This window comes from Vreelandella sulfidaeris Esulfide1, from assembly GCF_054072535.1.
The window spans coordinates 635,736-662,711 of sequence record NZ_CM133364.1 but is presented as its reverse complement, the minus strand read 5'-3'; the positions used below and the strand labels follow the sequence as shown (position 1 = coordinate 662,711).

Here is a 26,976-nt window from a genome sequence, read left to right as displayed (position 1 = left end):
AAGCATCCTTGCCTCCCCTTGTCCTGTGTTCATTGTCGCAGATCGTCTCGACTTCTCAACAACGCCCAAATGCAAAAAGGCGAGCCTTAGCGACTCGCCTTATAAAAAATAATATATTTAAAACAGCCACTTAAACTTAAATTAGTGGAAAATTTCGTATTTAACCATCTAATCCGAGCAATTCTCGTCGGCATTTGTAAGATATATCTTACAAAATCTTGAGACATCTCTTACAAGCCAAATGAAAAGTTCGCTCAGCATTGGCTATTTACTGACCTTTAATTGCTTTTAAGCCCGGATAAGTGACGTTTTCTAGCTCGGCCTCAATCACCAATAAACGGTTGTACTTGGCAACACGATCAGAGCGGCACAGTGAGCCCGTTTTGATCTGCCCGGCACAGGTGCCCACCGCCAAATCGGCAATGGTGGTGTCTTCGGTTTCACCCGAGCGGTGCGAAATAACCGCTGTGAAGCCCGCGTCTTGGGCCATTTTGATAGCATCCAAGGTCTCGGAGAGCGAACCGATCTGGTTGAACTTGATCAGGATAGAATTACCGATCTGCTCATCGATACCGCGCTTGAGGATCTTGGTATTAGTGACGAACAGGTCATCACCCACCAACTGTACTTTATCGCCCAGCTTGTCGGTCAGCGCTTTCCAGCCCGCCCAATCCGATTCATCCATCCCGTCTTCAATAGAGACGATCGGGTAATCAGCGCATAGGCCTGCCAAATAATCAGTAAAGCCCTCGGCATCGTAACTCTTACCTTCGCCAGAAAGGTTGTACTGACCGTCTTTGTAGAATTCGGAAGAAGCACAGTCCAGCGCAAGGGTGACATCTTTACCCAGGGTATAGCCGGCATCTGCAACGGCTTGCTTGATGACTGCCAGTGCGTCGGCATTCGAGGCTAAATCGGGCGCAAAGCCACCTTCATCGCCAACCGAGGTTGAAAGGCCTTTCGCGAAGAGCACTTTCTTCAGCGCGTGGAAAATCTCCGCGCCCATGCGTAGCCCTTCGCGGAAATTAGGCGCGCCAACCGGCTGCACCATAAATTCCTGGATATCGACGTTGTTATCCGCATGCTCACCGCCGTTGATGATGTTCATCATTGGTACCGGCATGCTGTACTGGCCCGGCTGACCGTAGAGTTCGGCAATGTGCGCATACAGCGGCACGCCTTTGGCGTTAGCAGCGGCTTTAGCCGCTGCCAGCGAAACCGCCAGAATCGCGTTAGCGCCCAGGTTTGCTTTATTGTCCGTGCCGTCCAGCGCCAGCATGGCCTCGTCTAGGCCACGCTGATCACGTGCATCCATTCCCAATAGCGCATCACGGATTTTGCCATTCACCGCCTCGACTGCTTTCAGTACGCCTTTGCCCAGATAGCGCGATTTATCGCCGTCACGAAGCTCTAATGCTTCACGCGATCCGGTAGAGGCACCACTGGGCGCACAGGCTTCACCGACAGCGCCACTGGCAAGACGCACATGCGCCTGAACGGTCGGGTTACCACGTGAATCCAGTACTTCCAACGCACTGATAGCAACAATTTTGGTCATGGCTATATCCTTTCCTGTTAATTAAATAGAATTATTAATATAACGTCCTGATTAGCGAATCGTTAGCGGCTCAAACCCTTTAACCAGTGCATCCAGCTGGGCAAGCTGTGTTAGAAACGGCTCTAACTGATCGAGCGGTAGCGCACAGGGCCCATCGCACTTGGCGTTATCAGGGTCAGGGTGAGCCTCTAAAAACAGCCCTGCGAGCCCGACAGCCACGCCTGCACGCGCTAATTCCGACACCTGAGCCCGGCGACCATCAGCGCTGTCCGCACGCCCACCGGGGCGCTGCAACGCATGGGTCACATCGAAAAATACCGGATACCCCGTTTGCTTCATATCGCCAAAGCCCAGCATATCAACAATAAGATTGTTGTAACCGAAGCTTGAGCCGCGCTCGCAGAGCATTAACTGGTCGTTACCCGCTTCCTGGAATTTACTCAAGATATGGCGCATTTCATGGGGCGCCAAAAACTGAGGTTTCTTGATATTGATAACCGCGCCAGTTTTAGCCATAGCGACAACCAGGTCGGTTTGCCGGGCCAAAAAAGCAGGCAACTGGATAATATCGGCCACTTCCGCCGCCGCCTCAGCCTGCCAGGGTTCGTGCACATCGGTGATAATCGGCACGTTGTGGCGGGCTTTGATGTCGGCCAATATCTGCAGCCCCTTTTCTATACCAGGGCCGCGATAGGAGTGGATCGAGCTACGGTTGGCTTTATCAAAACTGGCTTTGAAAACGTACGGCATGCCCAGTTTTTTCGTTACCGTGACGTAGGCCTGCGCGACTTCGTCGGCAAGCTCGGCAGACTCCAGCACGTTCATCCCGCCTAGCAGCATTAGCGGTAACGAATTGCCGGCGGTTAAGCCGGCAACGTTGATATGACGTTCTTGAGATCCCTCTTGAGACCCTTCTTGAGAAGCCATGCTTCTGCCCTCTTATTCCTGAGAATGTGCATGGGCGCGATTGCGCGCTGTTTTATGTTCTAGCGCGGCGTTCACAAATCCTGAGAAGAGCGGATGGCCATCACGCGGCGTGGAAGTGAACTCCGGGTGGAACTGACAAGCCACGTACCAGGGGTGATCCGCCAATTCGATAACCTCGACCAGAGATTGGTCAACGCTCTTACCCGAAATCACCAGCCCAGTTTTTTCAAGTTCATCAATAAACTGGTTATTGACTTCGAAGCGATGACGATGGCGCTCGACAATCTCATCAGACCCGTAGGCTTCGCGTGCTTTGGTGCCAGATGCAAGATGACAAACCTGGCCGCCCAAACGCATGGTCCCGCCTAAATCAGACGCGGCGTCGCGAAGCTCAATCTTACCTTCCGGGTTCAGCCACTCAGTGATCAACCCCACCACCGGGTGCTGGGTATCGTGGGTAAACTCAGTCGAGTTGGCATCGCTCCAACCTGCCACGTTACGCGCAAACTCAATAACGGCCACCTGCATGCCTAGGCAAATACCCAGGTAGGGAACGTTATTTTCACGGGCAAACTGGGCCGTGAGGATCTTGCCTTCCACGCCGCGCTCGCCGAAGCCACCGGGCACCAGGATGGCGTCTTTGCCCGCCAAGCGCTCAGTGCCGTGGCGTTCAATGTCTTCAGAGTCAATATAGTCGACGTTGACCTTGATGCGACCTTGAATACCCGCATGAATCAGCGCTTCATTGAGCGACTTGTAGGCATCCAGCAGCTCCATGTATTTACCTACCATGGCGATGCTAACGGATTTGAGCGGATTGAGTTTGGAGTCCAGCACCTTCACCCACTCAGAGAGATCGGCTTCGGGGGCTTCCAAACGCAGCTTGTCGCAAACGATCTCGTCCAGGCCGTGTTCATGGAGCATCAGCGGAATGCGATAAATCGTATCGGCATCCTGCAGTGGTACCACGGCACGCTCTTCGACGTTGGTAAACAGGGCGATTTTACGACGCTCGCTCTCTTCCAGCTCCACTTCACTACGACAAATCAGAATATCCGGCTGGATACCGATGGAACGCAGCTCTTTGACGCTGTGTTGGGTCGGCTTGGTTTTGGTTTCACCCGCCGTCTTGATGTAGGGCACCAGCGTGAGGTGCATAAACAGCGCGCGGTTGGCGCCCTGCTCACTACGAATCTGGCGGATGGATTCCAGGAACGGCAGTGATTCGATATCGCCGACGGTGCCGCCGATTTCGACCAGCGCCACATCGAACCCTTCGCCGCCCGCGTAAACGCGCTGCTTAATTTCGTCGGTGATGTGCGGGATGACCTGAACGGTGCCGCCAAGATAATCGCCACGACGCTCTTTACGCAGTACGTGCTCGTAAACACGCCCAGTCGTAAAGTTATTGCGCTGGGTCATTTTGGTGCGAATAAAACGCTCGTAATGCCCGAGATCAAGGTCGGTTTCGGCGCCATCTTCTGTGACGAACACCTCACCGTGCTGGAAGGGGCTCATGGTGCCCGGATCCACGTTGATGTACGGGTCGAGCTTGAGCATGGTGACCTTAAGGCCGCGGGCCTCTAAAATCGCCGCCAGCGAGGCGGAGGCGATGCCCTTGCCAAGAGAGGACACAACGCCGCCGGTCACGAAGATATATCGTGTCATGGATAACCTGTCGAAACGTGATCAGAAGGCACGGCAGAAAGCCACGCCAGGATGGGTCGACAGACTAGCAGATTACGACCTAAGGCTCAATTTGAACTGCACTACTGAAAGTACGCGCTGCCATTCTGAAGCATCGCGCCCTGTCATTGCGAGGAGCACAGCGACGCGGCAATCTAACCCTAGATCGCCACGCTTCGCTCGCGATGACATTTAGCTGAAGTATCGCGCCCTGTCATTGCGTATAGGGACTCCTCCCCGGTTGCAAGCGACGATGATGGAAAAACGTAAGCCGATGCGTGCGTATAGTCGGCCTCTCAAGGGGGACGCTATCCCCGGACCCTGATGAATGTCGCGCACCTTCTCTCCTCAACGAGCGGTAGGCTTCTTCAGCCATCGCAATGACCAGGTTTTGAGAAGGTCGGTCTGACCTGTTTTTCATCCATCGTTGCTCGGCAACAAGGTAGTCGCCTCTCGGCGCTTAAACGCTGATGGTATTAACGTTTAGCTCGCCATCAGCGCTGAACTCTCATGAAACTCCTGGCGGTAGGCCTGACCACGGTGTAGGACAGCCCAGGCGGTTCGCACCGTCTTGTTCGCTAGCGCGACTGCCGCCTTGTTCTTGCCAACGCGTGCGACCAGCGCGCGTAGCCAACGGCTTTTAGCATCCTGCTTGTCACCCACGGTGTTGATGGCCGAGTGTGCGTATAGGGACTCCTCCCCGGTTGCAAGCGACGATGATGGAAAAACGTAAGCCGATGCGTGCGTATAGTCGGCCTCTCAAGGGGGACGCTATCCCCGGACCCTGATGAATGTCGCGCACCTTCTCTCCTCAACGAGCGGTAGGCTTCTTCAGCCATCGCAATGACCAGGTTTTGAGAAGGTCGGTCTGACCTGTTTTTCATCCATCGTTGCTCGGCAACAAGGTAGTCGCCTCTCGGCGCTTAAACGCTGATGGTATTAACGTTTAGCTCGCCATCAGCGCTGAACTCTCATGAAACTCCTGGCGGTAGGCCTGACCACGGTGTAGGACAGCCCAGGCGGTTCGCACCGTCTTGTTCGCTAGCGCGACTGCCGCCTTGTTCTTGCCAACGCGTGCGACCAGCGCGCGTAGCCAACGGCTTTTAGCATCCTGCTTGTCACCCACGGTGTTGATGGCCGAGTGTGCGCCGCGTATCAGAGCGGCTTTCAGCGAGACTTGACCCGTTCGGCCAATGCCCTTGATCTTCGCGATGCCACCGCTGCTGTGTTGTGTCGGGGTTAATCCCAGATACGCTGATGCTTGGCGACCTTTCTTGAACGCGTTGCCGTTACCGAGGGCGCTATAGAGCTGGGTGGCGACCACCGGCCCCACTCCCTCAATCGCCAACAGTTGGCGACAAGGCATCACCGCACGGCTCATCTGCTCCACGCGTTTATCCAGTGACTGAATACGCTCGTTGAGTCGATCCAGCTCCGCCATTTGCTCGGCAATCAAGTCACGCATCAACATCGAAAGCTCGTTGTCGGCATCTTCCAGGGCGAGCCAGACACGTTGCTTTAACGCTTTCTGCCCCCGACCGCTGATCACTCCATATTCCTGCAATAGTCCATGAACCTGGTTGATCAACTGGGTGCGTTGATGAATATACCTTTCCCGAATGCGGTGCAGGCTCTGAATATCCTGTTGCTCGACGCTTTTGAGTGGGACAAAGCGCATATCAGGGCGCAATCCAGCCTCGACGATCGCGAGCGCGTCATTGGCATCGGTCTTGTGCCCCTTGCGGAAGGGCGTCACAAACTGGGGCGAAATGAGGGCAACGGTATGGCCGAGGGCCTGCAGCTGTCGCGCCCAATAATGCGATCCGCCACACGCTTCCATGAACACCCGACAGGCCGGCTGACGGCGCATAAAATCCAACACCTGATGCCGTTTAAGCTCTTTGTTGACCTGAACACGCGAGGAGCGTGTGTCGACAACACACACTTGAAAAACGCGCTTTGCCAGATCAATACCTATTGTCTTATGCTTGTTCATGACTCTTCCCCTCCGCATTGAAGTGGTTCAGCTATCAATGTAGCTCTCTGAAGCTTCGAGAGGGGAGGAGTCCCTTTCATTGAGGAGTACAGCGACGCGGCAATCTAACCCTAGATCGCCACGCTTCGCTCGCGATGACATTTAGCTGAAGCATCGCGCCCTGTCATTGCGAGGAGCGCAGCGACGCGGCAATCTAACCAGATCGCCACGCTTCGCTCGCGATGACATCAAGCGTATTCAGTAACGCTTTTAAACGCCCAGGTAATCCAAAATGCCTTCCGCTGCCTGGCGGCCTTCGTAAATCGCCGTGACCACCAAATCAGAACCGCGCACCATATCGCCACCGGCAAAGATTTTTTCGTTGCTGGTTTGGAACGCATACTGACCGTGCTCCGGCGCGGTGACGCGATCGCGCTCGTCGACCTGAATGTTGGCGCTGTCGAACCACGGCGCGGGGCTTGCCTGGAAACCGAAAGCGATAACCACAGCATCCGCCGCAATGATCTCTTCCGAGCCGGGCACCACCTCAGGGCGCTGACGGCCGTTTTCATCGGGCTCACCCAAGCGTGTGCGAACCACCTTCACGCCTTCGACCTTCTCTTCACCCACTACCGCGACCGGCTGACGATTGAACAGAAACTCCACGCCCTCTTCACGGGCATTGGCCACTTCGCGGCGCGACCCCGGCATGTTGCCTTCGTCACGACGGTACGCACAGGTCACGCTGGTTGCATTCTGGCGAATGGACGTGCGGTTACAATCCATCGCTGTATCGCCGCCGCCCAACACCACGACACGCTTGCCTTCCATGGAAATATAGTCGTTGGGGTCTTGCTCGAAGCCCAGGCAGCGATTGACGTTGGCAATCAGGAAATCGAGCGCCTTGTAAACGCCCGGCAGCTCTTCACCTGGAAAGCCACCTTCCATGTACTTATAGGTACCCATGCCCAGAAAGACCGCGTCGTACTCCTGCATCAAGGTTTCAAACTCGATATCGGTACCGATTTCGGTATTGAGACGGAACTCGACGCCCATTTCCTCAAAGACCGCACGGCGGCGTTCCATGACGTTCTTTTCCAACTTGAACTCGGGAATACCAAACGTCAGCAGGCCACCGATCTCAGGGTACTTATCAAACACCACCGGCTTGACGCCGTTACGGGCCAGAATGTCGGCACAGCCTAAACCAGCAGGGCCCGCGCCAATAATGGCCACTTTTTTGTCGGTCCAGGTGACGTGAGACATATCGGGACGCCAGCCCATGGCGAATGCCGTATCGGTGATGTACTTCTCCACCGACCCAATGGTCACCGCACCGAAGCCGTCATTCAGCGTACAGTCGCCTTCGCAGAGGCGGTCCTGCGGGCAAACGCGGCCACATACTTCGGGCAGCGAATTGGTTTTATGCGACAGCTCAGCAGCTTCAATAATGTTGCCTTCCACCACCAGCTGTAGCCAGTTGGGAATATAGTTGTGCACCGGGCACTTCCACTCGCAGTAAGGGTTACCGCAGTGCAGGCAGCGATGCGCTTGGCTTGCCGCATCGGTGGGTTTGAACGGCTCATAAATTTCCGCAAACTCTTTAGCGCGGGCGCGAGCATCTTTCTTTTGTGGGTCCTTACGACCCACATCGACAAACTGGAAATCGTTATTTAAACGGTTAGCCATGATCTTTTTCTCCTGTCAGCGTGAGGGGCATAAGCGGGCTATTCCGGCTGACGCCGAGACTGATCCAGCAAGCTACCCAGGCTGGCCGCTTTGGGCTTCACCAGCCAGAAGTGGCGCGCGTAATCGCTGAAGTCTTCTAAAATTTCCGCCCCACGCGCTGACCCCGTTGCAGCCACATAGGCTTCGATCATTTCACGCAGGTGACGACGATACGCCTCCATGACCTCTGTGTTGATACGATGAATCTCGACCAGCTCGTGGTTATATTTGTCCACGAAGGTGCGCTCCTCATCTAACACATAGGCAAACCCACCGGTCATGCCCGCGCCGAAGTTAACCCCGGTTTCGCCGAGCACGCAGACCAAACCGCCGGTCATATACTCGCAGCAGTGGTCGCCCGCGCCTTCGATGACGGCTGTCGCGCCAGAGTTACGTACCGCAAAGCGCTCGCCCGCCATACCGGCCGCAAACAGCGTACCGCCCGTAGCACCATACAAGCAGGTGTTTCCGACAATAGCGGTCTTATGGCTTTCGAACTGGCTGACTTTAGGCGGCACAATTACGATGCTGCCGCCGTTCATGCCTTTACCGACGTAATCGTTGGCATCGCCTTCCAAATAAAGGTTCAAGCCGCGCGCATTCCATACCCCAAAGCTCTGCCCCGCCACCCCAGTAAAGCGGGCGGTGATCGGTGCGTCTTCCAGGCCTTCGTCGCCATAGCGCTTGGCGATCGCGCCGGACGTTAGCGCAGCCACGCTCCGGTCACAGTTGGTAATAGTGAAATCAAACTCACCACCCGAGCGGTTTTCGATGGCATCTTTCAACGCCGCCAGCACTTCCTGGTTTTTAGCACCTGGGTCGTGAGGTACGTTACGGCTAACCTTGCAGAACTGCGGCGCATCGGCAGGCACAAAGTCATTCGCCAACAGCGGCGTCAGGTCAAGCTTACGCTGGGACGCTGTATTGCCCTCAAGCGCTTCCAGCAGGTCGGTGCGGCCAATTAGGTCGGTGAGCTTGCGTACACCCAGCATCGCCATTAACTCGCGCACTTCTTCGGCGATAAAGCGGAAGTAGTTTTTGACCATGTCCACAGTGCCGCGGAAATGCTCGCCACGTAGAAAATCATCCTGGGTCGCCACACCGGTGGCACAGTTATTGAGGTGACAAATACGCAGGTATTTACAGCCCAACGCGACCATGGGCGCGGTACCGAAGCCAAAGCTCTCTGCACCCAGAATCGCGGCTTTCACCACATCCAAGCCGGTTTTCAGGCCGCCATCGGTCTGGAGGCGAATCTTGTCGCGCAGGCCGTTGATACGCAGCGCTTGGTGCACTTCGGGCAAGCCCAATTCCCAAGGAGAACCGGCGTGCTTGATCGAGGTCAGCGGGCTCGCCGCCGTGCCGCCGTCGTAGCCCGAGACCGTAATCAAATCGGCGTAGGCCTTGGCCACGCCGGTGGCGATGGTGCCGATGCCGGGCTCGGAGACCAGCTTGACCGACACCTGGGCGTCTGGATTGACCTGCTTGAGGTCAAAAATCAGCTGGGCCAAATCCTCGATAGAGTAAATATCGTGGTGCGGCGGCGGTGAAATCAGCGTAACGCCGGGCACTGCATGACGCAGCCTGGCAATTAGCTGGTTAACTTTACCGCCGGGCAACTGACCGCCCTCACCGGGCTTGGCGCCCTGGGCGACTTTAATTTGCAGCACTTCTGCATTGACCAAATACGCCGGGGTAACACCAAAGCGACCCGAGGCGATCTGCTTGATCTTCGAACTACGGATAGTGCCGTAACGCGCTGGGTCTTCGCCGCCTTCGCCGGAATTGGAGCGACCACCGGCTTCGTTCATGGCTTGAGCCAGCGCTTCATGCGCTTCAGGCGAGAGCGCACCCAGTGACATACCCGCGCTGTCAAAACGGGGCAGTAAGTCTTCAATCGGCTCTACTTCCTCCAGCGCAAGCGGCGTTTCAGCAGGTTTGAGCTTGAGCAAATCACGAATAGTAGCGACCGGACGCTCATTAACCAGTTGCGCAAACTTTTTCCACTTAGTGTAGCTGCCTTCCTGCACGGCGGCCTGCAGCGTCATCACCACGTCGGGGTTGTAGGCGTGATACTCGTGGCCATGGACATACTTGAACATGCCGCCCTGGGAGATACCTTTGCGGGGAGTCCAGGCATCTTTTGCCAGCAGCGCCTGCTGCATCTGCAACTCGGCAAATCCAGCGCCCTGAATACGCGATGCCATGCCCACAAAGCACAGGTCCATCACTTCATCAGACAAACCCACCGCCTCGAACAACATCGAACCCCGGTAGGAGGCCAATGTCGAAATACCCATTTTAGACAGGATCTTGAACAAGCCTTTCTGTAGGCCTTTACGATAATTCTCGCGACCGTCAGCCGGGTTGCCGGTCAGCTCGCCGATGCGGTGCATATCCGCCATGACCTGATAGGCAAGCCAGGGATAAACCGCCGTGGCACCCACACCAAACAGCACCGCCATCTGGTGAGCATCGCGTGCGTAGCCGGTTTCGACCACGATATTGGCGTTGGGACGCAATGCCAAACGGCCTAAATGCGAGTGCACAGCCCCCACCGCCAAGGCAGCCTGAATGGGAATCAGCCCTTTCGCCAACTCGGCGTCGGTAAGTACCAAAATGACCTTACCTGCGCGCACTTGTGCTTCAGCTTCTGCACAGAGCGCCTTGAGCGCCTGGTGCAGGCTCTGCTGCTCGGGGTCGTAACCCAGTGACAGCGTATGGCTGGCAAAGGCCGGGTCATCCTGGCTCACCAGCGCAGTAAACTTGCGCGGCGACAGCACCGGGGTCGTCAAAATCAAGCGATGCGCGTGCTCAGGCGTGGCTTTAAACACGTTCAGTTCGGCGCCACAGCAGGTTTCCAGCGACATGACGATCGCTTCGCGCAGTGGGTCGATCGGCGGGTTGGTGACCTGGGCAAACTTCTGGCGAAAGAAGTCCGTCAACAAGCGAGGCCGACTCGACAGCACCGCCATCGGTGTATCGTCGCCCATCGAGCCAACGGCTTCCTGACCGCTTTCCGCCAACGGACGCAGCACTTGGTCGCGCTCTTCATTACTTACCTGGAAAAGTTTCTGCTGAACGTTCAGCGAGTCGGTATCCATGGTCTGGAAACGCGCAAGCTCGGTCAGCGCTGACTCCAAGTAGTTGGCTTCCTGCTTTAACCAGCGCTTATAGGGGTAGGCGGATTTCAGGCGCTGATCGATATCAGTAGTGTGCAGCACTTCACCGGTCTGGGTGTCCACGGCGAGCATCTGGCCGGGACCAACACGACCCTTGGCAACCACGTCTTCCGGCTTGTAGCCGTAGGTGCCCGTTTCCGAGGCTAGCGTGATATAGCCGTTTTTGGTAATCACCCAGCGCGCCGGGCGCAGGCCGTTTCTGTCAAGCATACAGACTGCTTGGCGGCCATCGGTCATGACCACGCCCGCTGGGCCGTCCCACGGCTCCATGTGCATGGAGTTATATTCGTAGAACGCGCGCAGTTCAGCGTCCATGGTTTCGACGTTCTGCCACGCTGGCGGCACCATCATGCGCACCGCGCGATGAAGTTCCATTCCACCGGTCAGCAGCACTTCCAGCATGTTGTCCATGCTTGAAGAGTCAGAACCGGTGGTGTTGACGATCTCATCCAGACCGGCGATATCCGGCAGGCGCTCGTTAACAAAATTGGCTTTACGCGAGTTCGCCCAGCCGCGGTTGGCTTCAATGGTATTAATCTCACCATTGTGCGCCAACAGGCGGAACGGCTGTGCCAGCGGCCAACGAGGCGCGGTATTGGTTGAGAAGCGTTGGTGGAAAACGCAAATGGCAGTTTCCAGACGCGGGTCGTTCAAGTCCTGATAAAACGCCGGTAGATCCTCCGGCATTACCAGACCTTTATAGGAGATCACTTCGGATGAAAGCGATGCGACATAGAAGTCCTCTTCGTCACGCAACGCCTGTTCAGCGCGGCGACGAGCCATAAACAGATCAACATCGAAGTGCTCACCCAGGCCAGGCTTTACAAACAGCTGACGAATACGCGGCAGGCAATCCAGCGCCATGGGGCCACAAACGCTGGGATCCGTCGGCACATCGCGCCAACCCAGCACGTTGAGCCCACGCGCTTCTAGCTCATGGGTCAAGGTATCGCGGGCATTCGCTTCCCGGGCATCATCGTTGGGTAAAAACACGACGCCCACGGCAAAGCGATCACCCAAGTCGGCATCAAACGACTCTTTGGCCAGCGCCTGCATAAAGGGGGTAGGCATTTTGAGTAGCAGACCACAGCCGTCGCCGGTTTTTCCGTCGGCAGCGATACCGCCCCGGTGGGTCATGCAGGTCAATGATTCGATGGCAGTTTTCAGCAAGTCGTGGCTAGCCTGGCCTTCCATATGGGCTATCAGGCCAAAACCACAGTTATCGCGAAATTCGCCAGGCTGGTGAAGACCTCTATTCATGGGCGTGCCTCTACTAGTCAGCGTATTTTTTTAGCAGCTTTTATATGGTATAAAGGACGGTTTTGCTTTTTTTATGGTGCTTATAACCTGCCCAGAATAGGGTGTTTCCCACGTAGGCTGCTGCAAGAAAATGGCCGGTAAGCATAGCGATTGGCGCCTACGTTGCGCAATCTCTTGACGTTCACAACGTCAGGGAAACCCTTTTCAAATCCTGTATTTGCACACCTTCTTAAGTGAAAAAAGCATATACTTCAAGCACTTGTAAAGACGTTAAACGATAAATAAACCAACCAGATTAGGCGCCATACTTTAGTCTAATAAGGCTAAAAAACCCCATGCCGATAGCGCATAAGGCATGCGGATTATCTAAACCGCAGCCGGCAAACGAATGATTTTAGCTTTTCATCCCGATCATCCTGACCTACAAACGACGGCAGGACAGCCCGATGATAGGGCTGCCCTGCCGTATGCGTTCTGCTGAAGCAGATGTTCTAGAGTGGTTTAACAGCGAGGGTAATCGTCAAGCAGGGTAGCAAGCATTTCAACGGGCGTTGTATCGCTGACACAGGCATCACCCAGCGCATTAAGCAACACTAGTCGCAGCCGGGTATCGATGTTTTTCTTATCTAGCCGCATGCGCGTTAAAAAGTCATCGCTGGACATGTTGGCGGGTGCCGCCAAAGGTAGCTCGGCGCTGTCAATCACCGCTAGGCTGCGCGCGAGTGCTGCATCATCAATCCACCCCAGCCGGTTTGAAAGCGTTGCCGCCATGGCCATGCCCGCGCCGACCGCCTCACCGTGCAACCAGTTGCCGTAGCCTTGATGCGCTTCAATGGCATGACCAAACGTGTGGCCCAAGTTGAGCAATGCACGCACGCCCTGTTCAGTCTCATCTTCGGCAACAATGTCTGCTTTGATTTGGCAACTGCGCGCAATGGCGTCTGTGACTACTTCAGGCTCCACATCAAGCAGTGCGGGCATGTTGGCTTCCAGCCAGCTTAAAAACGCTTCGTCGCGGATCAGTCCGTACTTGATGACTTCGGCCAGCCCGGCGGAGAGTTCGCGTCTGGGCAGACTCCTCAGCGTATCGATATCTACCAGCACGGCTTTAGGCTGCCAGAAAGCACCGATCATGTTTTTTCCCAGAGGGTGATTCACACCAGTCTTGCCGCCCACGGAGGAGTCAACCTGGGAAAGCAGCGTGGTCGGTACTTGAATAAACGCCACGCCGCGCTGATAGGAAGCTGCGGCATAGCCAACCATGTCGCCAATCACCCCGCCGCCTAGGGCGATCAGGGTGCAGCGACGGTTAAAACCGGATTCCAATAGCGCATCCCAAATACGGCTGACCTGCTCAATGTTTTTGTACTGCTCGCCATCAGGCAACACCAGCGTACGCACATCCAAATGATCGGGCAGGCTGGCACAGAGTTTTTCCAGATATAATGGCGCGATGGTCTCGTTGGTCACCACCATCACCTGTTTTCCGGCCAAGTAAGGTGTCAGCGTATCGGCCCGACCCATTAGACCGGTACCAATATGAATCGGGTAGCTGCGCTCATCTAACGCAACATGAAGCGTGCGTGGCGCACCAGCTGTCGAAGTCATGGAGATACCTTATGGTTAAGCGTTCCGGCCGTATGAGACGGCGACGAGGACTTCAGAGGGTCCACCAGCCGATGCACCCGACGCAGGATCTCATTCACGACTGCCCGCGGGCTTCGCCGGTCGGTGCGCACCGCAATATCCGACGTCGCCCGATAGAGCGGATCACGTTGGGCAAACATATCCTTCAGCACCTGCTCGCGGTTATCGCACTGCAAAAGCGGGCGATTGCGATCTTTTGCCGTTCTTTTGAGTTGCTGGTCGACAGTGGTCAGCAAATACACCACTGTGCCACGCTCGCGCAGTGCACGGCGGTTCTCTTCGCGCAGCACCGCACCACCACCGGTGGCAACCACCACGGGTGAAAGCCGGGTTAACTCATCGATCATGTGCGCTTCCCGCAGGCGAAAGCCCTGTTCGCCCTCGACATCAAAAATCCAGGGTATATCCGCCCCGCAGCGATCTTGAATGGCGTGGTCACTGTCATAGAATTGGCGCGAAAGCTCGGCCGCCAACAGGCGACCAATAGTGCTTTTGCCAGCCCCCATGGGGCCTATGAGAAATAAGTTGGGTAAATCCTGCATCAGCGAACCGTTAAGCCATCGTCTAGGAGTCGTGGAGTAATAAAGACTAACAACTCTACCTTTTCATTGCTCTCTTCGGTATAGCGAAACAGTCTACCCAGCAAAGGAATATCACCCAAAAGCGGTGTTTTGGCGATTTGGCGCAGTTCTTCCGTGGTTAAAATACCGCCCAACACCACCGTTTGGCCGTTATCTACCAGCACTTGGGTTTCAATTGTATTGGTGTCTATCGGGGGCTCGCCGCCAAACTCCGATTCACGGAAGCTATCATTTTTGATGATCAGATCCATGATAACGCGATTATCCGGGGTGATCTGTGGCGTCACCTCCAAAGAGAGCAAAGCCTCTTTAAACTCGGTATCCGGGTTGTCATTGCCATCCACACTCTGGAAGGCGCGCTCTTCACCCTGGCTAATTTTGGCGGTACGTTGATTGGCGGTAATAATTCTAGGCTGAGAAATAGTCTGGCTTTTACCCTCGCTTTCCAGTGCGCGCAGCTCCAAATCCAACAAAATATCACCGGATAAATAACCAAAACTAAAACCGGTGCCAGGCCCAGTGGCAGCACCTAAATCCACGGCCAAGTCCCCTTGCGCCCGGTTAATGCCATTCGGGTTGATATCGCGTCGACCGAACGTGCCATCCTCCCCCTCTTGAAAGCCTCGAGTGCTCGACATGCCCCAGTTAATGCCCAGCTCGCGTGAAGCGGTGTCTCGGGCAATGACAATACGTGCTTCTATTTGCACCTGGCGGACGGCGACATCCAAGCGGTCAATGGTGCGCACGATATCGCGCACCTGATCAGCCGTATCCTGTACTAGCAACGTATTGGTGCGGTTATCAATGCTGACACGCCCACGCTCGGTGAGCAGTCCAAAACCATCGCCTTCACCGCCGCGCAGCAGCTGGGCCAAATCCTCAGCTCGGGCGTACTTGATCTCGATGAACTCGGTCACCAGTGGCGAAAGGGTTTCAAGTTGGTTGCGCGCCTCTAGCTCCTGGCGCTCCAAATCTGCCAGCTCACTGGCAGGTGCCACGACAATCACATTGCCCTGCTCCCGGCTCGACAACCCCTGACTTTGTAGAATTAACGCTAGCGCCTGGTCCCAAGGCACGTCGTTTAAATTGAGCGTCACTCGACCCGTTACACTGTCACTAGCCACCAGATTTAACCCAGTGAACTCGGCCAGCGTCGCTAGCACCGAACGCACTTCGATATCCTGAAAATTAAGACTTAAACGCTCACCAGTGAAGCGCTCGCCTGTTGCCTGGGAGGATTGTGCTTCCTGGCTGGCGGGCTGCACTTCGACCGTCAGCGTTCGGCCACTTTGCGAGGAAATCATTGCATAAGCGCCCTGTGTGGCGATGGCCAACTGGGCATCACCCTGGTTGGTGCGGGGCGTAATCCGTGTGATCGGTGTAGCAAAATCGGTGACATCGTAGACCTGGTTAAGCGAGTCGGGAATGGCCACATCGCGCAAATTAACCAGCACTTGATCAGGGCCGCCTTCGCGGACGTCCGCCTCGACACCTTCTCGGTCAAAAGTGACCATCAGCCGACCGGCGCCATCTGCACCACGACGAAAATCAATATTCTCGATCTGCGGCCCTTCGTCAGTTTCAAGCCCTGCGGAAGCAATGCTGGGAGAAGGACGAGGAGAGCGGCGGCTGTCTGCCTCGAAGGTAAGCCGTAGATGGTTATCCTGCACACTAGATGTGAACGCCTGCGGCTCGCTGAGCGTTACCACCAAACGCGTTCGGCCATTGCCCTCCAAGGCAGTAATCTGCTCGATACCGTGGCGGCCCACCTTGATTCGCCGATTAGTGAGGCCACTTTGGGCCTCAGCCAAATCCAAGGCCACACGTGGAGGTGAATCCAAGCGGTAGCTGCGTAGTTCAGGCACACCGCCAGTGAAGCTAAGGTCGACATTGACACCACCGTTGTCGGCGGGCTGCACATCAATATCGGTCAGCACCGAGGCAGCCGCCAGAGAAGGCAGTAATAAAAGTACTAATACAAGTACTAATAAAAGTACTGAGGCCATGGCCATAAAGAGAGTGTTTCGCCAAGCTGTAACTGCCATGAGCTATTATCCGCTTACTGGTAAAAAAGTGGCTACGTGATTAGCGCGCAGACCCTGCGTTGATAACGAGCGATGCTTGCCGCTCTTGCCAACCTTCCCGCTGGGTAAACACCCGTTCGATGACACGAACTTCTTGTGCGCTTACCTCGGCAATACGCCCATAATCAGTACCCATATAGTTTCCCTCTTTCACGCTGGTCACATTACCATCCGGCGATGCAACCAGCGCCACCTGCCGTCCCGCCATCTGCATCGTACCGACCAATCTGAGCTCCTGCAGTGGAAACTGCTCCAGTGGCTCCGGCGTGCGCTGCTGGTCAGGGGCGAGAGCGCCCTCGTTACGATTAAGGCCGCCCTGGGCAATGGCTTCAGGCGGCAAAAAAGGGCTACGACCATCGCTATATAAGTAGGTTAAATCGCGGCTTTCGGGCATCGCGACAGTCATGCTCGGCGGCTGCCCCCCCGGCGACTGACGTATATCGGCCAAGACGCGTTCAAGCTGGGGCAAGTCTGCGTCCGCACAACCTGCCAGCATCACTGTTGAGGCCATTAGGGTAATGGCGGCGGCCCCCCTCACGACGAGCAGCGCTATTTGTTTTCGCCTCATAGCGCTTTCGCCTCATCACTGGCTGCCTGATCACTTTCCTCAACGTAGCGATAGGTACGGGCCAATAGCGAAAGACGCAGCGTGTCTCCACGCCCTTCAACTGACTCCAAGGTAAAATCGTGCTGGGTCACCATCCGCGGTAACGAGGCAATATCGGCACTGAAACGAGCTAATTGGTGATAACCGCCACGCACCTGTATATCAAGCGGTTGCTCGATATAATGGGCCTGCGTTAGCGTTGGGCGCAGCCGAATCGTTTCAATCGTCAGGCGGTTGTCGACGGCGGCATCGCTGATACTATCGAGCAACGAGGGGATTTCTGCATCGGTGGGAAGCATGGTGCGCAAACGCGCCATCTGCTCTTCCAGGGTAGCCAGCTGTTCACGCATTTCCGGTAAGAAGGCCGCTTCCGAGGCCTGGCTGCGATACGCACTCAACAGCCTGACCTCTTCACGCTGGGCCGCGCCGAAAGCCTCGCGCTGTTCGCTCACCACTAACCACATCATGACACTCAATGCCGCCAGCAGTGCCAAACAACAGCACAAACCTTTTAACAGCAACGGCCAGCCCCCGGCTTCCTTCACGTCGAGATCCCGCCAGTCGACATCGCGCAGGTTCTGCCATTCGATAGCCCATTGCTCGCGGTTAAGGCTCATGGTGTTCCTCTTTCCACGTCTTGACCCGCTTCTTGCAACTCTGCTGTCGGGGTCTGATTAACGTCAAAACGAAATAGCCGACCTGTACCATTTTGGTCATTTTCAACCGCCGAGAGAGAGGGCACACCTAAACCAGGCAGCGCTGCAATACGTCGCAGTTGCTCAGAGACCTGCCGTTCGCTGCCAGCCACCGCCGTGACGCTAACGCTGTTACCGCTTTTCGCCAGCCGTTGGTAAATGACACCGTTAGCCACACTATCCGCCACGTCATTAAATAGCTGCACGGTATTCGTTTGCTCGGCCTTTAATGCCTGGAACACCGCGATCTGCTCGCCTAAACGCTCAGCATCGCTTGCGTAGCGAGAAACGCCGTCGATATCAGCATTAAGCCGCTCAATATGATCACTCACGTAAGCATTGCGCTGTTCCTGGGCGGCCAGTTTGAGTTGGTAATATTGAGAGATCAGCAGGCCAAGGGCTACGCCAAATACCACCATGCCTGCCACGATAGCGTAAAATTTGCGTGTTCGTTGCTCACGCTGCGCTTCGCGCCAGGGCAAAAGATTAATAGTGATGCTCATTGACTCACTCTCATCGCCAAGCCCCCTGCCGTGAGCATCGCGGGGGCATCATTAGTCAACGCCTGAAGATTTAAGCGCTTATTCACCAGCATGCGTTGGAAGGGGTTGGCAATCGTCACTGACATACCGCTGTCGTCGGCAATCCGCTCGGCAAGCCCTGGAATAACGCTCGAACCACCTGCCAACACAATGTGCTTCACTTCTTGCTGACGCCCGGCGGTATAGTAAAGCTGCAATGAGCGTCCCACCTGCTGCACCACGGTTTCCAGGAAAGGGTTAAGGACGCGCTCGTGATAATCATCAGGTAGCCCCCCACGCTTTTTAGCGAACCCTGCCTCCTCCATGCTCAATTCGTAGCGATCGCGGATCGCATCGGTTAGCTGCCGACCGCCAAACACTGTGTCGCGGGTATAAACGATGTGCCCGCCACGGACGACGTGAAAGGCGTTCATATTGGCGCCAATATCCACCAACCCAACGCAGGCGGTAGGGTCATTCTCAACCTCAAGCTGACGGCGCAGCTCAGCTAGCGAACGCTCCATAGCAAAGGTTTCAACGTCAACGGCGGCAGGCTCTAAGCCAGCTCGCTCTAATGTCTCAGTAAGCTGAGTTATATCCTGCTGCCGACAGGCGACCAGCATTACCTGCTGCTGCTCATCGTCGAAAGGCGCAGGGCCCAAGCACTGAAAATCAAACGCGACTTCATTGAACGGAAAAGGAATATGGCGGTCGGATTCGGCCACGATGCGCTCTTCAATCTCCTCTTCGTTTAGCCCGGCAGGAAAGCTCAGCGTTTTGGTAATCACGGCGCTCGCAGGAACGGCAACCGCTGCTTTGCGGGTAGAAGGCTTGGCGTGTTCCACGGCACGACTCAGTACACTAGCGACGTCATCAATATCGCGGATACGGCGCTCGACGACGGCGCCTTCGCGTAACGGCCTCACTGCATAGCTTTCAACTTGGTAGTTATCGTGGCACTGTTTTAGCTCAAGCAGTTTAACGGTTGCCGATGTAATATCGACACCGATCAATCCCTTACCAGATTTTAGAAAGCGCATATTGGGTCTGGCTCCACCTGCTTGTCGCCCATTTATCACACGTAGTTTGAGGTTACATGATTTTTAGTTAAGTCACACGCTAACGAACTTACGACATATCAACACTGGTGGTGGCCGCCTCAGCTTCCTATAATGGCAGCCAATTTCATGATACGGCCGTTTAGTTGCCGTACTTTTTATTCTTCCCCGGGTGCTCTCTGTTCATGACGTTTCTTCGAACCCTTATTGTGTCGCTGTTTTTCCTGGTTGTGTCGCTGGTCGGTGCCACCGCGTTAGCCGTGGTAGGTGCCGCCATTTACTTTGCCCCGGGGCTGCCCGACGTTCGCCAACTGCAGGACTTCGAACTGCACACGCCGCTGCGCATTTTTACCCAGGACGGTAAATTGATCGGCGAATTTGGTGAAGAGCGTCGCATGGCGATCAACTTTGATGAAATCCCCCAGGATATGATCAATGCCCTGATCGCAGCCGAAGATGCCAGCTATTTCGACCACGCAGGCGTCGATCCGCGCGGTTTGGCCCGGGCCGCCGTGGAACTTGTGCAGAGTGGCGGCACCATCCAATCAGGCGGTTCGACCATCACCATGCAGGTCGCGCGTAACTATATGCTAACGCTGGACCAGACCTTTACACGTAAAATTCGCGAAATCCTGCTGGCGTTGCAAATGGAGCAAGTGCTCAATAAAGAGGAAATTTTTGAGCTTTACGTCAATAAGATTTTCCTGGGGAATCGCGCCTACGGTATCGCTGCGGCTGCCGAAACCTATTACGACAAGCCTCTCGCCGAGCTTAACCTGGCGCAAACGGCCATGATTGCCGGCCTGCCCAAGGCACCTTCCGCGTTTAATCCGCTAGCTAACTCCGAGCGTTCGCTGATTCGTCGCAACTGGATCCTATTCCGCATGCGCGAGCTTGGTCATATCGACGATGAAACTTACCAAGTAGCCGTTCAAGATCCCGTCACCGCCCGCCGCCACTATACCCGGGCAGAAGTCGATGCCGCTTATGTCTCTGAAATGGCGCGCCAGTATGCTGTGGAGCGTTTCGGCGATGACGCTTACACCGGCGGCTATCGTATCTACACCACCATTGATAGCGAGCTGCAGCCCCTTGCCCGCCAAGCTTTGGCCAATGGGTTGACTGACTATGACCTGCGCCATGGTTGGCGCGGACCGGAGCAGCGTGATATTGCCGCAAGCCTGGTTGAAGCGCAGGAGCAAACGGCTATCCAAGGCCTGGAAGAAGAGCTTTCCGAATCGCCGGAAATCCGTCAGACCGCACGTCAAGCGGCCCAGCGCAGTCAAACGGAAGTCGAGGGTATAGAGGGCGACGTTAGCAACTGGGCTCAGGTGCTTGAACGTACGCCTAACTATGGGCTTCTCCAGCCCGCCATTGTGGTAGAGAGTAGCGGTCGAGAGATGCAGGTGCTTACCCGCCGCGGTGGCTTACAAACTATCGACTGGGAAGGCTTGAGCTGGGCTCGTCCTTACCTAAGCCCGCGTAGCCGCGGTGCCGAGCCCAGTTCGGCGGAAGAGATTGCGGTACGCGGCGACATGATTCGCGTAATTGAGGAGGAAGACGGTTCACTACGCCTCTCTCAGCGTCCGGATGCTGAAGGTTCGCTGGTCGCGCAAGATCCTCAGACAGGCGCTATTTTGGCGCTACAGGGCGGTTTTGACTTTAACGCCAGTAAGTTTAACCGTGCGGTACAAGCGCAGCGCCAGTCAGGCTCGATCTTCAAACCCTTTATTTACTTAGCGGCCCTTGAAGATGGCGAGATGAATGCCGCCAGCGTCGTGAACGATGCGCCCGTGGTACTCGATGATGGCAGCGACTCCATATGGCGGCCGGTCAATTCCAGTCGCGATTTCCAAGGTCCCATGCGCTTACGCCCCGCCCTTGCCCGTTCTCGCAATTTGGTGACCATCCGCGTGCTGCAGACCATGGGGCTTGATCATACGATCGACTACCTGGAAGGCTTTGGCTTTGCGCCTGGTCGCTTGCCACACGGCTTGGCATTGGCACTAGGCAGCGCAAGCCTGACGCCGATGGAGATGACCAATGCCTATGCGGTATTGGCCAATGGCGGCTTCCAGGTATCGCCCTGGTTCATCGAGCGCGTCACCCGTGACGACGATAACGAGATCATCGATGAAGCCACCCCGCAGGTCGCTTGCCCAAGCTGTGCCGAGGATCAAGAGACGGTAGAAATCGATGGGCGTGAATACCCAATCGCCAAACGCGTAGCGGACCCGGCAGCGGTTTACATTCTGCGCGATATGCTGCGTGACGTTATCACTTCAGGCACTGGCCGTGGCGCGCTAAGCCTTAACCGCGACGATATCGTGGGTAAGACCGGCACGACCAATAGCCAGCGTGATGCCTGGTTTGCAGGGTTTAACAACAACCTGGTGACCACGGTATGGGTAGGCAAGGACAGTAACGAAACTATTTCTGAATATGGGGCTCAGGCCGCGCTACCCATTTGGATAGAGTTCATGGGCGATGCCCTGGAAGGTACGCCTAGTGCCGTGCCCGAGCGCCCATCGACAGTGGTGACCGCGCAGGTGGACCCGCAATCAGGCCGACGCTTAGCGGACGGCCAGACGGGGGGCATTACCGAGCTGTTCCACCAGGATCACTTGCCGGACTACCAGCAGCGCCGCATCAGCCGTGAGCTGGAAGAAGCTAGTGGTTCCCAGGGTTCAGGTACCGCTGAGTCGATCTTCTAAACCAGCCAATCCCATAGCACACCAAACAAAAGATCCACCAAACAAAAGGCCCGGAGATTAGATCTCCGGGCCTTTTCATTACTTATTATTTTTCTCTATTTGTTACTTTTTCACTACTGGTTAAACCGCCTTCCACTAACCGCTAACAGGCGTCGCGGTCGCTTCGCGTTTGCTGGCCAGCCAGTTAGCACCAATGGCAACAACCATTACAACGACACCGGCAACCTCGCTGAGCAGATTGGGGTAGAACACCGCAATGATCGCCCCGGTAATTGCGATACGTGGCAACCACGACATGCGGGTAAAGAGATACCCTTCCAGCGCTGCCGCAAAAGCGCCCAACGCCAGTATGGCGATCACTCCGTTCCAAATCACCACCGGCACCGGGCCACCCATAATGATCTCAGGATTGAAGACCATAAACAGCGGAATCAGGTAAAGCCCTTTGGCGAACTTCCATGCCTGGAAGCTAGTTTCCATCGGTTTACTGCCAGCAATCGCCGCCCCGGCAAAGCCTGCCAAGGCAATCGGCGGCGTCACGTTGGAGTCCTGGGAGTACCAGAACACCACTAAGTGAGCGACCAACAGCGGAATACCAAACTCTTGGGTAAGCGCAGGGCCGACCAGTACGATCAGAACGATATAGCTGGCGGTGACCGGCAGCCCCATGCCCAGCACCAAGCTAGCCAACAGCACCATTAATAGCGCCAGTAAGATATTACCGCCGGAGAAAGCCAACATCATGGAAGAGAACTTCAACCCGAGACCGGTCAAGCCCACGATCCCGACGATGATACCGGCCACCGCACAGGCCATCGACACCGCGACCGCGTTACGCGCACCCAGCTCCAAACCTTCGATCAATTTGGCAATACCGGCGCGGATGGTATCTTTCACCGCCGAGGCCGTCACCGGCTGTCCTTGGCGAGGCGCTACAAAGAAGAACCACAGCGCATAGCGAATCACCGCCACGGCAACCATAGTGACCACTGCGTAGTAGCCTACCCGCATCGGCGACATGCTCATCGCCAGCAGCCAGACCAGTACCGCTAGCGGTAGCAGGAAGTGCCAGCCCTCTTTCATTACCTGGCGCATCTGCGGCAGTTCGTCCTTGGGTAACCCCTGCATGCCTTGCTTAAGCGCAATGATGTGGACAAACAAATACACCGTCGCAAAATACATAATCGCTGGCAGGATACTGACTTTGACGATATCCAGGTAAGGCGTATTGGTGTATTCGGCAATCAAGAACGCCCCGGCGCCCATTAGCGGTGGCATGATCTGCCCACCGGTCGAAGCCGCCGCTTCAATACCGCCCGCCTGCTTGGCCTTGTAGCCCAAGCGCTTCATAAGCGGAATGGTAAAGGCACCGGTGGTGACCACGTTAGCAATCGCACTGCCGGAAATAGACCCCATCCCGGCGGAGGCCAGCACGGCAGCTTTGGCTGGCCCACCGCGCTGGCGGCCCGTCGCCGCATAGGCCATATCGATAAAGAACTTGCCCGCTCCGGTACACTCCAAAAAGGCACCAAATAGCACAAAGATAAAGATATAAGTTGCCGCAACGCCTAGCGGCAGGCCAAAGATGCCTTCTTGCCCCAGGTACAGCTGACCGGCGACCCGATCAAAGGTATAGCCGCGGTGCTCCAGAATGCCCGGCATCCACTCGCCCAACCACGGCAGCTCACCCCGCGGCCCGGCAAAGGCATAGACGATCGCCAACAGGCCAATCACGGTCATACCGAAGCCTACCGCCCGTCGGCTGGCTTCCAGCACGGTTACCGTGGCGATACAGGCAACCAGAATATCGGTACTGTTCCAAAACCCGGCACGGCTGAATATCTCATCCAGGTTGAAAACCAAGTAGCCACCGGTCAGCACCGCCCCGGCTAAAAACACCACGTCCAGCCCCCAACCTAACACGCCCCGTTTGCGGGTCGGGCCAAAGGCGGGAAACATCAAAAACGCCAGCATCATGATCAATGCCAGGTGAATGCTGCGCTGATAAAAAAGCCCTAACGGCTGAATACCCGCAGAATAGAGCTGAAATAGGGAGAGACCCACCGCCACAATGGTGATTGACCACAGCACCATGCGGGGTTGAATCGCATTACCGCCCGGCATCACGCTCGGCGGTTGCTTGGATTCGTTCATGAAGTCCTCGGAAGCGTTAACTAATGTCGTTTTTATTCACGCGGGGATGCGTGAGGGGCTATTAGCTGAATGGTCACGCGTTGCCCAGCCGCGTGATCACTTAAGCTCACCGGCGCATGCTCACCACCGGGCCACACGACGCGATGGTTGACGGCAGGAGAACCGACTCTTAACACATACCGGTTATTGGCGACTGGCTCGTTAATACCATTAATCCAGTAACCGCCTTCACCGTCGGATACCTGCTCGCCGCGGCCAAAAATATGCCCGAGCCCGGCGGCAAAGTCAGGTTGATGACTGCGCTCCAGTTGCATGACACCGGCCGCATTACGATAGCAATCCAACACCGTAAAATGCTCGACGGAGTGCTGCCACTTAATGCACCAGCGACCACCCGCAGGCACCGCTTCATCCACCAGGGTGTCGCCTTGCTCGGTCACCACGGCTAGGTGCATAAACGCCGACGCCGAAGCAGGGGAAGCCCCCACTTCGGCGAACGGAGAACATGCAATCAGTAGCGCCACCAAGCGTTGCTGCCACTGCATGGCAATATCCTTCAAGACACGTTAGCAGTTACGGACGCAGGCGATCCGGAATCTCAGCACCGGTCTCTTCGAAGTAACGCAGTGCGCCTGGGTGTAACGGCACCGGGGTAGAGTCCATCGTGAACTTCACCGTCGTGTCGTTCGCTGCCGGGTGAACGGCAATTAGCTCATCGGTGTTTTCAAACAGCAACTGAGTCAACTGGTAAGCCAGCTCTTCGTCCATATCAGAGTTAACGACGAGCACGTTGGGAATACCGATGGTCTGAACGGCTTCATCCATACCGTCATACATACCGGCGGCAAGCTCGTAGGGGGCAAAGACTTCTTCTTCCGCCTGAGCATTGGCCACTTCTTCATCGGAAAGACCGATTAGGCGAATGTCGCGTGTGGCGGCCAGGTTAAGAATCGAGCTGGTCGGGGGGCCAACGCTCCAGAAGCCAGCGTCGATATCACCGTCGCGAATGGCATCAGCGGTTTCGTTGAAGTTAAGGCGCTGGGGAGTGAAGTCTTCATAGCTGACGCCATTGGCTTCGAGCAGCGCACGAGCGTTTAGCTCGGTACCGCTACCCGGCGCACCAACAGAAACCCGCTTACCTTCCAAGTCGGCAATCGACTCGATGTCGGATTCCGCCAGGGTGACCAGCTGAACGGCGTTGGGGTAAACCGAGGCCAGTGCACGGATGTTTTCAATCTGACGACCTTCGAAGTCGCCCGAACCGTTGTACGCCTGATAAACCGTATCGGCCAGTGCCAGCGCAAGGTCCGCGTCACCGCGCATGATCAGACCCATATTTTCAACCGAGGCACCGGTCACTTCAGCAGTCGCCTGAGCGCCTTCGATATGGTTGTTGATCATTTCGGCAAAACCACCGCCGATCGGGTAATAAACGCCACCGGTACCGCCAGTCGCGATTGAAAGTTGTTGGGCACTGGCGGGAAGCGCGACTGCGAGCATAGAAGCGGCAGCAACAGCGTAGGGTAGAGAGCGTAGAGTTCGCATGAGCATTTCCTCCGTCCTGCTTGGACTTATAGGTATGGTTGACGAAAAAGGAGGTGTTGAAGCCCCAACTTCTGCTTGATCCATAGGCAACCAGAAGCGGTGGAAGAGAAGTTAGCACGGCTTATGCGTTAGATGCTAATAGAGGTTATCAGCGCAACGGTGCCTTAATCTGCTATTGATTGCCTGCGCTGTAGGCATGTACTCGAGTGATTACTTGCTCAACAAAATGACGAAACTCTGCATAAATGCCTTACCCTATGCCAAATTGTTAATATTTTTGATAACAGCTGACACTCTTTACCTCTTACCGTCAAACGCCCAGGAGCCCCACTGCTATGGAGTCAGGTTTTAAGGCGTCCAGCGCGCCGCGCCAGAATCTAGCCATTAGCGCTTATCGCCAACTCAAGCATGACATTATTCGTGGCCGCTACGCTCCAGAGCAGAAGCTGCTAATGAGCCATTTGAAAGAACACTACGGCGCCAGCACCGGGCCCTTGCGGGAGGCGCTCTCACAGTTAGTCGCTGACCGTTTAGTGGTAGCGATCAGCCAGCGAGGCTACCGCGTGGCCCCAATGTCACTGGCCGAACTCAACGATATTTATGATGCTCGCGCTCAGCTTGAAGGGCTAATACTGCGTTTGGCTATCGAGCGCGGCGACGACGACTGGGAAGCCACGGTGCTGGCCACCGCGCACCGATTAGCGAAAGTCACCGACGTCAGCACACCCGATGATCTGCTCGACATCTGGGATCAGCGCCACAAAGCTTTCCATACCGCCATCGCCAGTGGCTGTAACTCCCCTCACCTATTGCAAATGCGCAACACCCTGTTTGATCAGGTGGAACGTTACCGCCACCTATGGCTTCAGGAAACCGTGATGTCATCCCAAGCGCTAGAGCTTAAGCGGCAGGAACATACGGCACTGGTGGAGGTTATTTTAGCCAGGAATACAGACCAGGCCGACACGATGATGCGGGACCACTTGATGACCCCGGTGCCGATTATTACGCGGGTGCTCAAAGCACGGGGTATCACCTAGCCACGTAGTATCAC

The 26,976-nt window shown here is 55.8% G+C and carries 19 protein-coding genes; 2 read left to right on the top strand and 17 right to left on the bottom strand.

The annotated features are described in order from the left end of the window. Window positions 1–268 precede the first annotated feature (268 nt). The 14 genes from eno to pilM all read right to left on the bottom strand — a co-directional run bounded on the left by eno (window position 269) and on the right by pilM (window position 19,491). Entirely contained in the window at window positions 269–1,558 is a 1,290-nt protein-coding gene (gene eno / locus ACW44H_RS03120) for a phosphopyruvate hydratase (RefSeq protein WP_457506811.1), read from the bottom strand. 51 nt (window positions 1,559–1,609) lie between these two features. Continuing rightward, entirely contained in the window at window positions 1,610–2,485 is an 876-nt protein-coding gene (gene kdsA / locus ACW44H_RS03115) for a 3-deoxy-8-phosphooctulonate synthase (RefSeq protein ID WP_457506809.1), read from the bottom strand. A 12-nt stretch (window positions 2,486–2,497) separates the two neighbouring features. Beyond that, window positions 2,498–4,153 carry a CTP synthase gene (locus ACW44H_RS03110; protein WP_113268674.1) on the bottom strand — a complete coding sequence of 552 codons (1,656 nt, stop codon included), beginning with the start codon at window positions 4,151–4,153 and terminating at the stop codon, window positions 2,498–2,500. A gap of 501 nt (window positions 4,154–4,654) precedes the next feature. Then, window positions 4,655–4,834, bottom strand: coding sequence for a hypothetical protein (locus ACW44H_RS03105; protein WP_457506806.1), 180 nt, complete (start codon window positions 4,832–4,834; stop codon window positions 4,655–4,657). A gap of 283 nt (window positions 4,835–5,117) precedes the next feature. Then, window positions 5,118–6,167, bottom strand: coding sequence for an IS110 family RNA-guided transposase (locus ACW44H_RS03100; protein WP_457506804.1), 1,050 nt, complete (start codon window positions 6,165–6,167; stop codon window positions 5,118–5,120). Window positions 6,168–6,416: 249 nt separating this feature from the next. Beyond that, window positions 6,417–7,835 (bottom strand): FAD-dependent oxidoreductase, encoded by a 1,419-nt coding sequence (locus ACW44H_RS03095; RefSeq protein WP_457506802.1) that lies wholly within the window; start codon window positions 7,833–7,835, stop codon window positions 6,417–6,419. A 38-nt stretch (window positions 7,836–7,873) separates the two neighbouring features. Beyond that, window positions 7,874–12,316 (bottom strand): glutamate synthase large subunit, encoded by a 4,443-nt coding sequence (gltB, locus tag ACW44H_RS03090; protein ID WP_457506800.1) that lies wholly within the window; start codon window positions 12,314–12,316, stop codon window positions 7,874–7,876. Window positions 12,317–12,817: 501 nt separating this feature from the next. Continuing rightward, window positions 12,818–13,924, bottom strand: coding sequence for a 3-dehydroquinate synthase (gene aroB / locus ACW44H_RS03085; RefSeq protein WP_457506798.1), 1,107 nt, complete (start codon window positions 13,922–13,924; stop codon window positions 12,818–12,820). Then, a complete protein-coding gene (aroK, locus tag ACW44H_RS03080; RefSeq protein WP_457506796.1) occupies window positions 13,921–14,505 on the bottom strand; it encodes a shikimate kinase AroK in 585 nt (194 codons plus the stop codon). The genes aroB and aroK overlap by 4 nt, the downstream gene beginning before the upstream one ends. Beyond that, window positions 14,505–16,589 carry a type IV pilus secretin PilQ gene (pilQ, locus tag ACW44H_RS03075; RefSeq protein WP_457506794.1) on the bottom strand — a complete coding sequence of 695 codons (2,085 nt, stop codon included), beginning with the start codon at window positions 16,587–16,589 and terminating at the stop codon, window positions 14,505–14,507. The genes aroK and pilQ overlap by 1 nt, the downstream gene beginning before the upstream one ends. Before the next feature lie 40 nt (window positions 16,590–16,629). Beyond that, window positions 16,630–17,196, bottom strand: coding sequence for a pilus assembly protein PilP (locus ACW44H_RS03070; RefSeq protein ID WP_457506792.1), 567 nt, complete (start codon window positions 17,194–17,196; stop codon window positions 16,630–16,632). After that, window positions 17,193–17,852, bottom strand: coding sequence for a type 4a pilus biogenesis protein PilO (locus tag ACW44H_RS03065; RefSeq protein WP_457506790.1), 660 nt, complete (start codon window positions 17,850–17,852; stop codon window positions 17,193–17,195). The genes ACW44H_RS03070 and ACW44H_RS03065 overlap by 4 nt, the downstream gene beginning before the upstream one ends. After that, complete coding sequence (locus ACW44H_RS03060; RefSeq protein ID WP_457506788.1) at window positions 17,849–18,433, bottom strand: PilN domain-containing protein; 585 nt, start codon at window positions 18,431–18,433, stop codon at window positions 17,849–17,851. The genes ACW44H_RS03065 and ACW44H_RS03060 overlap by 4 nt, the downstream gene beginning before the upstream one ends. After that, a complete protein-coding gene (gene pilM, locus ACW44H_RS03055; protein WP_113268666.1) occupies window positions 18,430–19,491 on the bottom strand; it encodes a type IV pilus assembly protein PilM in 1,062 nt (353 codons plus the stop codon). Before pilM ends, ACW44H_RS03060 begins: the two co-directional genes overlap by 4 nt. Before the next feature lie 203 nt (window positions 19,492–19,694). Here pilM and ACW44H_RS03050 point away from each other — a divergent pair, with 203 nt between their 5' ends. Beyond that, window positions 19,695–22,223, top strand: coding sequence for a penicillin-binding protein 1A (locus tag ACW44H_RS03050; protein WP_457506786.1), 2,529 nt, complete (start codon window positions 19,695–19,697; stop codon window positions 22,221–22,223). A 135-nt stretch (window positions 22,224–22,358) separates the two neighbouring features. Here ACW44H_RS03050 and ACW44H_RS03045 read toward each other — a convergent pair whose 3' ends face one another. Genes ACW44H_RS03045 through ACW44H_RS03035 form a run of 3 tightly spaced genes read right to left on the bottom strand, consistent with a single transcriptional unit; the run spans window position 22,359 to window position 25,922 of the window. Next, a complete protein-coding gene (locus ACW44H_RS03045; protein WP_457506784.1) occupies window positions 22,359–24,377 on the bottom strand; it encodes a TRAP transporter permease in 2,019 nt (672 codons plus the stop codon). Between the two features lie 32 nt (window positions 24,378–24,409). After that, entirely contained in the window at window positions 24,410–24,922 is a 513-nt protein-coding gene (locus ACW44H_RS03040; RefSeq protein WP_113268663.1) for a DUF1850 domain-containing protein, read from the bottom strand. 28 nt (window positions 24,923–24,950) lie between these two features. Continuing rightward, on the bottom strand, window positions 24,951–25,922 hold the full coding sequence (locus tag ACW44H_RS03035) for a TAXI family TRAP transporter solute-binding subunit (protein ID WP_457506782.1): 972 nt from the start codon (window positions 25,920–25,922) through the stop codon (window positions 24,951–24,953). Between the two features lie 335 nt (window positions 25,923–26,257). Between ACW44H_RS03035 and csiR the strand changes: the two genes are divergently transcribed. Next, window positions 26,258–26,962 (top strand): DNA-binding transcriptional regulator CsiR, encoded by a 705-nt coding sequence (gene csiR / locus ACW44H_RS03030; RefSeq protein ID WP_457506780.1) that lies wholly within the window; start codon window positions 26,258–26,260, stop codon window positions 26,960–26,962. Window positions 26,963–26,976: the final 14 nt, after the last annotated feature.

Coding starts and splice junctions, on each gene's coding strand:
- ACW44H_RS03100 (WP_457506804.1), bottom strand. CDS start 6,167: ATGAACAAGCATAAGACAATAGGTATTGATCTGGCAAAGCGCGTTTTT.
- ACW44H_RS03060 (WP_457506788.1), bottom strand. CDS start 18,433: ATGAGCATCACTATTAATCTTTTGCCCTGGCGCGAAGCGCAGCGTGAG.
- kdsA (WP_457506809.1), bottom strand. CDS start 2,485: ATGGCTTCTCAAGAAGGGTCTCAAGAGGGATCTCAAGAACGTCATATC.
- ACW44H_RS03045 (WP_457506784.1), bottom strand. CDS start 24,377: ATGAACGAATCCAAGCAACCGCCGAGCGTGATGCCGGGCGGTAATGCG.
- gltB (WP_457506800.1), bottom strand. CDS start 12,316: ATGAATAGAGGTCTTCACCAGCCTGGCGAATTTCGCGATAACTGTGGT.
- csiR (WP_457506780.1), top strand. CDS start 26,258: ATGGAGTCAGGTTTTAAGGCGTCCAGCGCGCCGCGCCAGAATCTAGCC.
- ACW44H_RS03050 (WP_457506786.1), top strand. CDS start 19,695: ATGACGTTTCTTCGAACCCTTATTGTGTCGCTGTTTTTCCTGGTTGTG.
- aroB (WP_457506798.1), bottom strand. CDS start 13,924: ATGACTTCGACAGCTGGTGCGCCACGCACGCTTCATGTTGCGTTAGAT.
- ACW44H_RS03065 (WP_457506790.1), bottom strand. CDS start 17,852: ATGAGCCTTAACCGCGAGCAATGGGCTATCGAATGGCAGAACCTGCGC.
- pilM (WP_113268666.1), bottom strand. CDS start 19,491: ATGCGCTTTCTAAAATCTGGTAAGGGATTGATCGGTGTCGATATTACA.
- aroK (WP_457506796.1), bottom strand. CDS start 14,505: ATGCAGGATTTACCCAACTTATTTCTCATAGGCCCCATGGGGGCTGGC.
- ACW44H_RS03110 (WP_113268674.1), bottom strand. CDS start 4,153: ATGACACGATATATCTTCGTGACCGGCGGCGTTGTGTCCTCTCTTGGC.
- ACW44H_RS03070 (WP_457506792.1), bottom strand. CDS start 17,196: ATGAGGCGAAAACAAATAGCGCTGCTCGTCGTGAGGGGGGCCGCCGCC.
- ACW44H_RS03040 (WP_113268663.1), bottom strand. CDS start 24,922: ATGCAGTGGCAGCAACGCTTGGTGGCGCTACTGATTGCATGTTCTCCG.
- eno (WP_457506811.1), bottom strand. CDS start 1,558: ATGACCAAAATTGTTGCTATCAGTGCGTTGGAAGTACTGGATTCACGT.
- ACW44H_RS03035 (WP_457506782.1), bottom strand. CDS start 25,922: ATGCGAACTCTACGCTCTCTACCCTACGCTGTTGCTGCCGCTTCTATG.
- ACW44H_RS03095 (WP_457506802.1), bottom strand. CDS start 7,835: ATGGCTAACCGTTTAAATAACGATTTCCAGTTTGTCGATGTGGGTCGT.
- pilQ (WP_457506794.1), bottom strand. CDS start 16,589: ATGGCAGTTACAGCTTGGCGAAACACTCTCTTTATGGCCATGGCCTCA.